General features: G+C 51.5%; 12 protein-coding genes and 1 pseudogene. 5 read left to right on the top strand and 8 right to left on the bottom strand.

Annotated features, from left to right (window positions below; all coding sequences use genetic code 11):
* Nucleotides 1-105 precede the first annotated feature (105 nt).
* The 5 genes and pseudogenes from CGZ75_RS13365 to CGZ75_RS13385 all read right to left on the bottom strand — a co-directional run.
* Nucleotides 106-1182 carry a glycerophosphodiester phosphodiesterase gene (locus CGZ75_RS13365; protein WP_089524814.1) on the bottom strand — a complete coding sequence of 359 codons (1077 nt, stop codon included), beginning with the start codon at nt 1180-1182 and terminating at the stop codon, nt 106-108.
* Nucleotides 1183-1415: 233 nt separating this feature from the next.
* Entirely contained in the window at nt 1416-1883 is a 468-nt protein-coding gene (bcp, locus tag CGZ75_RS13370; RefSeq protein WP_089524815.1) for a thioredoxin-dependent thiol peroxidase, read from the bottom strand.
* A 39-nt stretch (nt 1884-1922) separates the two neighbouring features.
* Complete coding sequence (locus CGZ75_RS13375) at nt 1923-2723, bottom strand: ABC transporter permease (RefSeq protein WP_089524816.1); 801 nt, start codon at nt 2721-2723, stop codon at nt 1923-1925.
* A gap of 1 nt (nt 2724) precedes the next feature.
* Nucleotides 2725-3519 carry an ABC transporter permease gene (locus tag CGZ75_RS13380; protein WP_089524817.1) on the bottom strand — a complete coding sequence of 265 codons (795 nt, stop codon included), beginning with the start codon at nt 3517-3519 and terminating at the stop codon, nt 2725-2727.
* A gap of 232 nt (nt 3520-3751) precedes the next feature.
* Nucleotides 3752-4819: pseudogene (locus tag CGZ75_RS13385) on the bottom strand (ABC transporter ATP-binding protein); the annotation flags it as partial.
* A gap of 319 nt (nt 4820-5138) precedes the next feature.
* Here CGZ75_RS13385 and CGZ75_RS13390 point away from each other — a divergent pair.
* Together CGZ75_RS13390 and CGZ75_RS13395 are read left to right on the top strand one after the other, a co-directional pair.
* Nucleotides 5139-6224, top strand: a complete 1086-nt coding sequence (locus CGZ75_RS13390; protein ID WP_089524818.1) for an LCP family protein — start codon at nt 5139-5141, stop codon at nt 6222-6224.
* Between the two features lie 168 nt (nt 6225-6392).
* Nucleotides 6393-7742, top strand: coding sequence for a glutamate-1-semialdehyde 2,1-aminomutase (locus CGZ75_RS13395; RefSeq protein WP_089524819.1), 1350 nt, complete (start codon nt 6393-6395; stop codon nt 7740-7742).
* 154 nt (nt 7743-7896) lie between these two features.
* Here the strand turns inward: CGZ75_RS13395 and CGZ75_RS13400 are convergent, their stop codons facing one another.
* Complete coding sequence (locus CGZ75_RS13400) at nt 7897-9393, bottom strand: MFS transporter (RefSeq protein WP_089524820.1); 1497 nt, start codon at nt 9391-9393, stop codon at nt 7897-7899.
* A 141-nt stretch (nt 9394-9534) separates the two neighbouring features.
* Here CGZ75_RS13400 and CGZ75_RS13405 point away from each other — a divergent pair, with 141 nt between their 5' ends.
* On the top strand, nt 9535-10353 hold the full coding sequence (locus tag CGZ75_RS13405; protein WP_089524821.1) for a MerR family transcriptional regulator: 819 nt from the start codon (nt 9535-9537) through the stop codon (nt 10351-10353).
* A gap of 20 nt (nt 10354-10373) precedes the next feature.
* On the top strand, nt 10374-10925 hold the full coding sequence (locus CGZ75_RS13410; RefSeq protein ID WP_089524822.1) for a GNAT family N-acetyltransferase: 552 nt from the start codon (nt 10374-10376) through the stop codon (nt 10923-10925).
* Nucleotides 10926-10975: 50 nt separating this feature from the next.
* Here CGZ75_RS13410 and CGZ75_RS13415 read toward each other — a convergent pair whose 3' ends face one another.
* Together CGZ75_RS13415 and CGZ75_RS13420 are read right to left on the bottom strand one after the other, a co-directional pair.
* Nucleotides 10976-11557 (bottom strand): DUF6886 family protein, encoded by a 582-nt coding sequence (locus CGZ75_RS13415; protein WP_245850851.1) that lies wholly within the window; start codon nt 11555-11557, stop codon nt 10976-10978.
* Nucleotides 11558-11575: 18 nt separating this feature from the next.
* Entirely contained in the window at nt 11576-12148 is a 573-nt protein-coding gene (locus CGZ75_RS13420; RefSeq protein ID WP_089524823.1) for a histidine phosphatase family protein, read from the bottom strand.
* 199 nt (nt 12149-12347) lie between these two features.
* Here CGZ75_RS13420 and CGZ75_RS25280 point away from each other — a divergent pair, with 199 nt between their 5' ends.
* Nucleotides 12348-12521, top strand: a complete 174-nt coding sequence (locus CGZ75_RS25280; protein ID WP_176444832.1) for a hypothetical protein — start codon at nt 12348-12350, stop codon at nt 12519-12521.
* The last annotated feature ends 57 nt before the right edge of the window (nt 12522-12578 follow it).

Genomic DNA, 12578 nt, shown 5'->3' on the forward strand with positions numbered 1-12578 from the left:
ACCCTTTCTATTCTGCGAATCTATTTGCTAGATTCTATGAAGCTGAGGGGCGTTGTATGCTAGATGAGAGAAAAGTTGGCCTGCTTGATTGGCAGATAGATGCGATTAGCTCGAAGGAGGAGCTGTTCTCGAGGGAGACACTGTGTTGGAAGGTGATTTTTTTATCCACTCGCGAAAATGGTAGGGATCGTCCGTCACAATGGCATCCGCTCCTGCGGCAACGGCCTTGACTGCGTCCCTCCTCCGGTCTATCGTCCACACCATAACGGCCATGCCACTGCTATGGATGCGGCGAACATAGCGAGGCTCAGCCAGTTTCATGCGGATATTAGCATAGGTCGCAAAGTCCGCCATCTCATGCAGACGCGTCTCCTCCAGCTCTTCCACCCGGGAAATAATGACGCATAGCGGCACAGACGGCAGTAAGTCATTGAATCTCCGCAGCGCCGGAAGGCCAAACGACTGCACAATGACGGGAGCTTTACGCCATGCCGGGCTGGAAGCGGAAGACTCCAGCCTCTCCTCACCGGTCAAGTTATGACGTATTAACGCATCGGCCACTGCCCGCTCCAAGCCCGGCTGCAGCTGCGGGTCCTTGAGCTCTAGCAGCAAGCCGACCCGCCCTCCATAACGGCGAAGCACCTCGTCGAGCATCGGGATGCGTTCGCCTTTGAATTTATCCGAATGCCAGGAACCAGCGTCGAATCCTCTAAGTTCGGATATCGTCCGATGTGACGCAATGCCTTGTCCATTCGTCGTCCGATCAAGCGCCGAATCATGCAGCACAAAAGGAACCCCATCACGCGAAAGCTGGACATCCAGCTCGATGTAGTCCGCCCCGTTCTGTACTGCGTGATCAAAAGCAGCAAATGTATTTTCGGGAGCTGTGGCCGAAGCCCCTCGATGCGCAATGACGAGCGGCCTGGCAGGTCCGATGGGAGTCGCCGCAACACGGATCACTCCGGAATTTTGGGAGATGAATGAGACGGCTGACGGCAGGCTCTTTGGCGAGTGTATACTTTCAGACCGGGATGGCTTTTCCAAACTGCCAGTTAGAGCCAGCGCCTCAGCCGCACTTGCCTGAGCAGGAACGGCCAGCAGCATCCCTGCCAAGAGCAAGATGAAGTATTTTGGGGTTACGGAATTGCTGTGTCTGCTCCTAACTCGCCGTCCTTCTCTCATGTCGCGTCTCCTCTTCCAATTGTGTCCTATCCTTACTATGTCCAAATTTGAAAATAAATCCTTAAAATTTACCAAAATATATTGAAACGCAAGCCCGCCCGGTTCAGGATCTGGACGAATGGTTTGATGTTCTCTACTATTTTGGACGCAAAAAACCGTTCCTTTGTAATGGGTTGGCTGTCGCCTCCATTTACTAAAGAACGGTTTCTTTTTTGTGTTGCCCCGAATACTACTTAATTCAGGCTGGCCAGAACCTCAGCCGCATGCCCCTTTACTTTGAGGCCGCGCCATTCCTTGACGAGGCGTCCCTCTTCATCAATCAGGAAGGTTGAACGGACGACGCCCATATACTCCCGTCCATATAGCTTTTTGAGCTGCCAGACGCCGTATAATTCAGCCACTTCATGCTCCTGATCCGACAACAGCGTGAATGGAAGTTCATGCTTGGCGCGGAAGTTGTCATGAGACTTGACGCCATCAGGGCTAATGCCCAGCACGACCGCTCCTGCGCCGCGGAAGCTCGGTTCCATGTCTCGGAAATCGCAGGATTCCTGCGTGCAGGCAGTCGTGTTGTTTTTAGGATAAAAGTAGAGGATAACTTTGCTTCCCCGATAATCGGAGAGTGAAACATGAGGCTCCTCCGCCCCCGCTGCGGGCAGCGTAAAATCTGGAGCGGGCTCGCCTATTGTGAGATTCGACATGGTGGAATTCCCCTTCAATATTACGATATTAAGCCAGCTCTAAGAGCCAGCGCCCCGGTACCTTTTGACACCATGATTCCATACAAGCATCCCGAACGTCATAAACACGATGCCCATTACCGGCGTCAGCAGCGCCAGCTCAGCAAGTCCGTCACCGTGATCCCCGAGGAAGTAGGATGCGGGAATGACTCCAACAAAGGCAAACGGAATGAGCCAGGTCAGCACAAAACGAATGAACTTGTTGTAGATGTTGATGGGATAACGACCGTAGTTCTGAATATTGTACATCAGCGGCAGGATGCCGGTCGGTGCATCGGAATAAAAAGCGATTGCCGTCAGTGCCGTATAAATGCCGCCGTACACAAGTACGGCACCTAGAACAAGCAGGATCATCACCGGAATATCCCAAAAACCTAGCGGCAGTCCAAGCTGTATCCAGCAGGAGACCATAATGATGACGCCCCCGAGGGAGCCAATCAGCGAAGGCGGGTCCATATTTTCCAGCGTTACCTGGAACCAGTTATGCGCCGGGCGCGTCAGGACACGGTCCATTTCGCCTTTTGTAATGTAGCGCTCGCTGAAACTCCAAAGATTGAAAAACGTAGAGAAAATACCGAACGGCACCATGAAAAAGCCATAAACGAAAATGACTTCCGCTTCGCTCCAGCCGCCGAGCGTCGGTGTGTGTTGAAAGACGATCAGGATAAAGATCAGGTTGACCGCTTGGAAGCTGAGGTCAGCCAAAACCTCGATCCAGAAATCGGCCCGGTAGGTCAGCTTTGTTTTTGCGTAGTTCTTGAAATAATCCCAAAAAAGGGACAAATAGAAACGAATATTCATGTTATCCTCCCTGTACGAACAACCGGCGCCGCGCCGCGCGCCACACCAGCGCAATCGGAATCAGCAGAATGGCGAACCAGAGCAATTGAATTCCGAGCACACCGGCAATCTCATTAGACGGGGTACGTCCGGTGAAGACAGAGCTTGGCAAGTACGTAATCGCCTGGAACGGCAACCATTTCATCGTTTCACCCAACCAGCCGGGGAAAAAGCTAATCGGTACAATAACGCCGGAGAATAAGTCAACGGCCACGCGTTTCAGCCTCATCATGCCCTCGCTGCTCTCGACGAAAAAGGCAGCCAATCCCGTCAAAATATTGATCTGCGAGTTGATCAGGAAAGCAAAAAACAGCATGACAAGATATACTGCCCAAGTAGCAGGGTCGGTTGGCAAACGCACCGGGAACAGCAGGCAAGCCAGCGCCATGCCGGGAATCATAAAGAGGAGGAAACGGAATAGTCCTTCCCCGAAGCCCTGCATCATTTTGACCACAAGATAGTTGTAGGGACGAATCATCTGGATCGCCACACTGCCATCGCGGATCTCATTGCTGATTTCTCGATCGAGATTGTTGAAATAAAAGGCGCGCGCCATCCAGGACACAGCGACATAAGTTGTCATCTGCCCAATCGTGAAACCGGCCAGCGTGGTCTGACTTCCGTAGATGGCTCCCCATAAGAAGTAATAAGCTCCAATATTAATCGCATAAATAATGATGCCGCTGTAATAATTAACGCGATAAGCGAGCATCATCAAAAAACGGATGCGGATCAGATCCACATAAGCACTACCCACGGCGAATCGGCTCCTTCCCTTGCGGGCGGACTTCTTCCCCGGCATTTTCAGCAGCGTCTCCGTCTGCGGCGTCCGGCATTTGTGCGTCCGAGTCGGTCAAGCTATCCCTGCCCTCCAGATCAGGTAGATCCAGAGCGTCACGGCCAGCTGGCTGTGTTGGTCCAGCTGTGATTACTTCAATCTCCTGAACTACGTTGCCTGATGAAGCGGTAACTTCTGTTTCCGCATTTTCGGCTTTAGCTTCAGCTTCGCTTTCTACAGCCAGCTCGGCTGCACGCGTTTTGCCTGGTGACGCTGCATCCCCGGACTGGTAAATTTCGCGGACAATGTCGTCCGTATTGGTTTCAATAATCTGCATATCGCGAATGTCGAGTCGGGATTCACCTACGACACGAGCCAAAGCGTCAGCTACTTTGACTTCATTCGGCAGCCACATCGCCGCTGTGACGTCGCTGTCCGCCCGCCAAGTCACGCCCGGCAGGCCTGCTGTCAGCTCAGCCAGCTGCTGCGGCTTGACGCGCTCGCCGAACTGGAATGTAATCTCGCGACCGCGACTCCAGCGGCTTTTGAGCTCGTCTAGACTCCCATCGTAGATGATGCGCCCGTCATCCAGCATGATAACCCGTGTGCAAAGCGCTTCGATATCCTGCAGGTCATGTGTCGTCAGCAGAATGGTCGTTCCTTGCTCACGATTCAGCGTCTTGAGGAAGTCGCGGATCTCGGTTTTGACCACAATATCAAGGCCGATCGTCGGCTCGTCAAGGAACAGAATCGACGGATTATGCAGCAGGCTGGCTACAACCTCACAGCGCATGCGCTGGCCGAGACTCAGCTTGCGCACAGGACGATTGAGCAAATCGCCCAATTGCAGGCGCTCGACCAACTCATCCAGCCTTTTGCGATAATCTGCTTCCGACACACGGTAAATCTTGCGCAACAGTTGGAAAGATTCGGTTACGGCAATATCCCACCAGAGCTGCGACCGTTGGCCGAACACGACCCCGATGCCGCCGACAAATTTCTCCCGATCCTTGTGGGGAATGAAGCCGTTCACCCTTAGATGTCCAGCTGTCGGAACGAGAATACCCGTCAGCATTTTGATCGTGGTGGATTTTCCAGCTCCATTCTCCCCGATATATCCGCAAATTTCCCCTTGGGGAATTTGGAAAGAAATATCTTTGACTGCCGTAATTTCGCGATATTCGCGCTTGAATAAGTCCTTGAGGGCACCGGAAAGCCCCTCTCTATTCTTCTGAACGCTGAACTGCTTGCGCAGATCGCGCACTTCTATAGCCGGCATGTTGCTCATGACTGGCCCCTTTCTTGTTACTGCTCGACATTTCCCGGGAAATGGCAGCTACATTTCTGCTTCCTGCGGCAAAGCTTGCGTCCTGCCGACCCCGGAATTATAATTTTATGATATGTTACGACAGCTAGGGGAAGCAAGCGACGGGATTCCGCTTCCACATGGCGTAGCATGGCGGATCTTCAGTATAAGCAGCTACGACGGGCCTACCGGGCATTTTTCGATGGAAATTGCCTCGACAGGGTTCACGATTATACGCAACATTCCGATTTTGAACAGAGACTGTGTTAGTGAAAGGAGTTTTTCCTTCCGGATGGAAAGCAGAAAAGACCGGCATCAGCCGTCTGGCAAGCCTAAACCTGCCAAGACTAAGCCGCCAAAAAGCAAAAAACGCCGCACCTGGCTATGGGCTCTATTCGCCACCGTGCTCCTGATGGCGGCGTTGATCGCTTTTTTTATTATTGACAACTTCAACGCATTGAATGGGCTTGAAAAGAATCCGAAGGATTCCATTTTCGACCAATACGAGAACAATCAGGCGCTGGAGAAACCTCCCGAGTGGGAAGGTAAGGAACGCGTCAACATTTTGTTCATGGGCGGAGACGGTAGAGGCAAAAAAACGACCAAAGAACCGGCTCGTTCCGATTCCATGATGGTTGTGTCGATTGATCCTGTCACTAAAAAAGCTCATCTGTTCTCACTGCTGCGCGACACTTGGGTCGACATTCCCGGCAACGGCAGCGGGCGCGCCAATGAAGCGATTGTACTCGGCGGTTACAAGCTGAGTATGCAGATGATGAGCGAGCTAACAGGCCTAGAGATCCAATATTATGTTTACACCGAATTCGAGGGTTTCAAATCACTTGTCGACGCGATTGGCGGCATTAATATCGATGTCGAGAAGAATATGCGATACACCGACAACGCCGACAAAAACCGTTACGACATTAATCTCAAAAAAGGCTACCAGGAGCTAAATGGCGATCAGGCGCTGCAATATGTTCGCTTCCGCCATGACGCCACAAGCGACTTTACACGCACAGAACGTCAACGTAAATTCCTGAGCGCCGTTGCAGATAAAATGCAGAACCTTGGCAATATTGCCCAGCTCAGCACGATCATCCGCAGCGTCAGCCCATTCATCGAAACGAATCTGTCGCCAGAAGACATGATTCGGCTCGGCCAGCTTGGCTTCGGGCTGCAAAATGCAGGCACAGCTCAGCTTCCGCCGAGCAGGCTGCTTACCGACAGAAAGATTAACGGAGCCTCGGTGCTGGCCATTACTGACGAGGACGAGCTGCGCGAATACGTACAGAAAGTACTCACAGAAAATCAAAATGCACCTTCTGGAGCCGAGAATAACAGCTCGAACAACAGCGCGAATAACGCCTCGCCTTGATGTTAGGCATCGGGCTGGCCTTCAAACAGCAAAACCAAGTGCGGCCCGTTTCGGCCCCGGCACGACAAAGCAAATAAACAACTTCAGTTCCCATTCGGGAGAGCAGGACGACCTGCTCTCCCCTCTTTATTCCCAATTCCCGCTAGAGCATCAGGAGGTAACCAACCTATGTCCTATACATCCGACTCATCCTTCTCCATTCCCGGCACGTCCCGCGCCCGCTCAGAACAGCTGTATAGCGAGGCTCTTGAACATATCGTCGGCGGCGTCAACAGCCCGAGCCGCTCCTTCAAAGCTGTCGGCGGCGGCGCGCCCGTTTTCATGAAGCGTGGCCAAGGCGCATATTTCTGGGATGTCGACGGGAATCAATATATCGATTATTTGTGTGCGTACGGCCCAATCATTACCGGTCATGCACATCCACATATTACCGAAGCGATCAGTCGTGCGGCCGCAAGTGGCGTGTTGTACGGCACACCGACAGAACTGGAAATCCATATGGCCCGCATGCTTAAAGATGCCATTCCGTCGCTCGACAAAGTCCGCTTTGTTAACTCCGGCACCGAAGCGGTCATGACGACAATCCGTGTCGCGCGCGCCTACACGGGCCGCAACAAAATCATCAAATTCGCCGGCTGCTACCACGGCCATTCCGATCTTGTGCTCGTCGCAGCTGGCTCCGGGCCTTCCACGCTTGGCATTCCAGACAGCGCCGGCATCCCGCAGAGCATTGCCAGTGAAGTCATTACCGTTCCGTTCAACGATATTCCCGCGCTAAAAGCCGCTCTGGAACGCTGGGGCGACGAGACGGCAGCCGTCATGGTCGAGCCGATTGTGGGCAACTTCGGCATGGTTATGCCGCATCCAGGCTTCCTTGAGGAGTTATGCCGTCTCACCCGCCAAGCCGGAGCCATCGTCATTTATGACGAAGTCATCACTGGCTTCCGCTTCCACTATGGCACGACTCAGACATTCGGTGAGTTCCCTGACCAAGCAGCGATTGAGCCTGATCTGACGGCGCTTGGCAAAATCATCGGCGGCGGCCTGCCGATCGGCGCCTACGGCGGCCGCAAGGAAATCATGGAGCAGGTCGCTCCGCTCGGCCCTGCTTATCAAGCTGGCACGATGGCTGGTAACCCAGCCTCCATCGCAAGCGGCATTGCTTGCCTTGAAGTGCTTCAGCAGCCAGGCGTATACGAGCGCATGGACAGACTCGCCGCCGGTTTAGCGGACGGGCTTGCCGACTTGGCTTCCCGCCACGGCATTCCGTTGACGGTGAACCGTATTCGCGGAGCGTTTTCCACGCATTTCTGCGATCATCCGGTCACGGACTACGAGCAGGCGAAGGACACGGACGGCGAACAGTTCGCCGGCTTCTTCCGCCTCATGCTGGAGCGCGGCATCTGCTTAGCTCCGTCGAAGTACGAGGCCTGGTTCCTGACAACCGCGCATACAGAGGAGGACATCGCCCGCACGCTAGAAGCGGCGGCATCCGCTTTTTCCGAAATGGCTCGCTGAGACTGATTCATTCGCATAAAATAAGCGGGTCCTAAAAGCCCGCTATACCAGCAAAACGGGAGGAGACTGAGCCAAGCTCAGTCTCCTCCCGTTTTTATTGCCCGCATAAGTTAAAATTCTCGCTGAGATTCCTCCGCTGCTGAATCGGCACGGCCTACTCCTCAGCCAATTTGTGTTTTGCACGAGCTCCGATCAGACTGATGCTTAACGATGCTAATGCAAAAAATATAGCTATTCCCATCAGGATAACAAAAAAGGAATCGTCAAAAGCGGTGCGCCCGGCCGCAATTAATGCCTCGGATGCTTCAGCCGGCAGTCCATCTGCAGCCATTATTGCTTCATCTAAGCTGTCTTTTACATTTGCAGGAACTTGAAGTCCTTCCGGAATGACCATGCTGAGCGAATAAACAAAACCTGCCAAACTACCAACGATCGCAATTCCGGCTGCACCACCGACTTCATACGCTACTTCTTCAATCGATGCGGCCATCCCCGCTTTTTCAGGCGGCGCGGAACTCATAATGGAATGAGATGCCGCCGTCATGCCTATTCCCAAGCCTGCTCCGAGGAGCGCCAGTCCGATAATTTGTCCCGTTATGCCGGCATCAAACTGAAAGAGATAAATGGCCGTCCCTACAGCCGCCAACAGTAGCGAGAAGCTTTTGATGCGGATGACATTATAACGATGCAAAACCTTTCCGGCCAGCGGGCCCGCCAGAATAGACGCGGCCGGTATGCTTAACGTCATAAATCCCGCTTGAAGCGGACTCAATCCTGCTACAAGTTGAAGCCGTTGAGTTACGATATACTCTATGGCCAGCAGTCCAAACAGGCCGACTGCAGCCGTAATACATCCCGCCATAAATGGAGATAGTTTAAAGAGAGCCAGATCAAGCAGCGGGTTGGAGCTTCTGAGCTGGCGACGAATAAAGATGATCATGGCGACAATCCCGATAACAGCGCTAATCGCAGCAAGCGCCGGGGAACCTTCGCGTTTGGCAAATTCTTTTATGGCAAAAACAATGGCCACCAAAGCGATCATAATCTGGGCGGAGCCAATAAGATCCCACTTTGTATCTTTATTGCCCTCATGACTTGGAACGTACACCAAGGTCAACACCAACGCCAAAATTGCTATCGGAACGTTGATCAAAAAGGCAGCTCCCCACCAATAGTACTCCACAAGCAATCCGCCTATGATTGGGCCAATTCCCGCTCCTCCAGAAGCGATGGCCGCCCAGATTCCGATTGCTAGTCCAAGCTCGCGCGGATTAGTAAAGGTCATTCTGATAATGGACAATGTAGCAGGCATCATCATCGACGCTCCAACAGCAAGGAGAATCCTTGCGACTACTAACACAGACGGACTCGGAGCAAAAGCGGCCAACAGCGAGGTTGCCGTAAAAACAAGCAGACCAAGCGCGAATATTTTTTTGTGGCCGTAACGATCCCCAAGTGTGCCCATCGCCGGTAGCAGACCTGCCATGACAAGCGAATAACCATTTAAAATCCATAATTTCTCGGACGCCGATGCGCCAAGATCATAGGTTAAGCTGGGTAAAGCTGTATAAAGAATCGTCGAATCCATTACAATGAGCATAAGAGCGCTGGATACGACGGCCAAAATGAGCCAGCGTTTGAATCCGTACATTTTCTTTATCCCTCCACATGAAGTAACTAGAATTTTGATAAACCCAACTCTAAACTATAGGGTTACCCTGTAGTCAAAAGTTTTTTCATGGAGTAAGATTTAGGCTCATCAATAGTAAATTCAGATTCGGAGGAGTTCCAAATGCCGGATAACAGCAGCCGCTACATCACGATCAGCCAACTAGCCAAAATAAGCGGAGTAACCAAGCATGCCCTGCTTCATTACGATGACATCGGTCTCTTAAAGCCCGAATTCATTAATGCCAGCGGTTACCGTTATTATTCGTACCGACAATCTTACATATTAGATATTATTAGTGTGCTTAAGAAGGCCGGAAGTTCCCTACAGGAAATAAAGAGTTTTATCCAGAATCGGAACGCTATAAATCTGATCGAGCTATTCAAACAGAAGCAACAGGAACTGGAGATGGAGCAGCTTCGAATCGGACGGATGCAAAATATATTAAGAAATGCCATTCAGATGACAGAGAAATCGATGGAGGCGTTTAGGGAAGTTCCATTCTTAGAGGAATGTGAAGAGGAGTATTTAATCGCGACTCCGCTCGAGCAGGGTACCGAAGAGGAGTTTAACGCCAAACTAAGCGAACATCGAAGCTACTGCGAAGAACACTTTATCTATCATGAATTTCCGATTTGGGCGGCTTACAGCAAAGCAAGTCTTGAATCCGGTATTTTTTTCTGGGGATATATAGCCAATAAGCTTCAGGAGCCAATTTCGGGAGAAAGAATGATTACCAAGCCTAAAGGGCTTTACGCGGTTATGGATTATAAGGGCTCTTACGAGAGCACTCCAGAAGCTTATTTCATCCTCAAAGAGTACATCGAGCGCAACGGAATGAAAATAATCGGGGATGTGTATGTAGTGGATATGCTCACCTATTTTTCAGAGATTGATCCCGATAGCTTTGTCGTTCGGGTCTTCATAGAGGTTTCAGTTTAGGGCGTAAAGGAGAGAACTCGATGAACAGCTGGACAGGCAGCAAAATTAGGCTAAGACCGATTGCCCCCGAAGATTGGGAGTTGTTCCATGATAATGACCAGGATGTAGAGGGTGCGCGAGCGGCGGACATGATCTTTTTCCCACGTTCGGAGGAAGCCACCAGGGTCTGGGCGGAAAAGAAGTCCGAGCAGGAGCCCGAAGGGGATAATATGTCGCTGGCTATCGAGACATTGGAAGGAGAGTTGGTCGGGAGCATTGACTCGCATCATTGTGAACAGCGCTTCGGCAGCTTTCAATACGGAATCGCCTTGTTCCGTCCCCACTGGTGCAAAGGATATGCATCCGATGCGGTGGTAGTGTTGCTTCGGTACTTTTTTCACGAGCTGCGCTATGAAAAAGCAACCGCCCATGTATACAGCTTCAACGAAGCGTCTATGAAATTTCAAGAATCGCTCGGCTTCCAGTTGGAAGGCCGGCTGCGTGAGCAGATGTTTACCAATGGCCGACGCCATGATGAACTGATCTACGGCTTGCTGCGCCGAGAGTTCGACCAGCTTTATCCGCCAAGTTAAATAGTTGCCTTACACTGGTTGCTAATCCCACTCCTCTCGCGGCATAGCAATCAGTGTGAAGGTTCTTTTGCGTTCGCAAATTGATGTATGCTGAAATGGTCGATGGTCGAACCCATAATCGCATTCCTAAGCGGATGCAGGTTCGGGGTCACTCGGAGCTCTATGCCAAGCCCTGCCAGCCGCTCTAGCAATCCCTCCAACCTTATGATCTCCAACGGCCCCACCGTTTCCCGTGAAATGTAATAACCCGCTGTCTCAGAAAACAGCTCAAAGCTGTCAGACGGCAACTCATAGCGATAAAGCACCACATTCATAATACGATCCAGCCATCCCGTTTCCACCGCCATGACCCTATCCGCCGCCGTATGCCCGAAAAAGCGTTCCTCATCCTCCTGAGACATACTCCCGCCTCGGGAGTACACAATTCTAGGACAGGCTCGCGGCACGAAAAACATGAATTCATGAGCCTCGTCAATCGCCCAGACAACCGGCGGCATATTCGTTCGACTCGCCTTTACGCGAGGTATGAACGTCTCGATGCTGCTCTCTTCGCTGAAATGATAGAGCTTCATGGAGCGGCCAGCATTCTCATCGCCAACAGCTTTAACTGACCCCTTAATCGCCTTTTTCATCCGTTGTCCCCCTCCCCGTCATCCTATCCACAAGCGTTGGACTTCGATAAGCCTACCTTCACTAAAGCTCAACTTGTAAACATCGGGCATAGAAGCAGTCTGCCAGAACTCGAATCCATAACTTGGGTCGAAATAATTCAGCAAAATCGTCATGATATTCCCGTGTGTACCGACAGCAATTCCCTGACCCTCGTATTCCCTAAGCAGCCTCTCTATAACCGGAATGACTCGCTGCTGAGCTTCATTCGTAGTCTCGCCGCCGGAGAGTGCATAATCCTTATCTGTAAAAGAAAGACGAATCGCCTTAACGCATTGCTCCCAAGGAACTTCCAGATCAACCCCCACAATGGAGCGCTCTCGCAGCTCCTCATACGTCTGGATGATCAGCCCGCTGAGCTCCGCCAGCGGCTTCACCGTTTGAATCGCCCGCTCGTAGGGACTGGAGACGATTAGCCGGATGTCCTCCTTCGATAACATTGTCGCAACATGGCTCGCTGCCAGATGTCCCTTTTCAGAAAGTCCTCGATTGCGCTCTTCTCCATGTCTATAAACGGACTCTGCATGACGAATCAGATAAAGTGTCGTGATCATAGAATGCTCCTTCCAACTTAGTAATGTTTTCCATACTTTTAGTATAATGGGTTGCCTATCTGGAAGGTAGCAAAATTCTATAGAAAACGCTTTCTTTAATTGATGCAATCCGTCATATCTCTCTGAGCCTGGCTCATATGCTATACCAGCAAGTCATCATTAAGTCTGCTTTCAAAACCTGCAGAGAGGGGAAATGATCATGCCATCCATCGTACTTCAGCTAGCTTATTTGGTCATCTTCGTCTGGTCTATCTACCATCTTGTTCAGGATCTCCGTGTCTCCCGCAAGGATTGGTTAACGCTTCTGCTGCATCTGGCTGTGGCGATTATCTCACTGAGCTGGCTCATGGATGCTTTAGGATGGAAGTTGTAAACATCGTTAAACCGAAAAACCGTTTCAGCCACGAGTGGCCTGAAACGGTTTTTTGTT

The organism is Paenibacillus herberti (assembly GCF_002233675.1).
Lineage (GTDB): Bacteria > Bacillota > Bacilli > Paenibacillales > Paenibacillaceae > Paenibacillus_O > Paenibacillus_O herberti.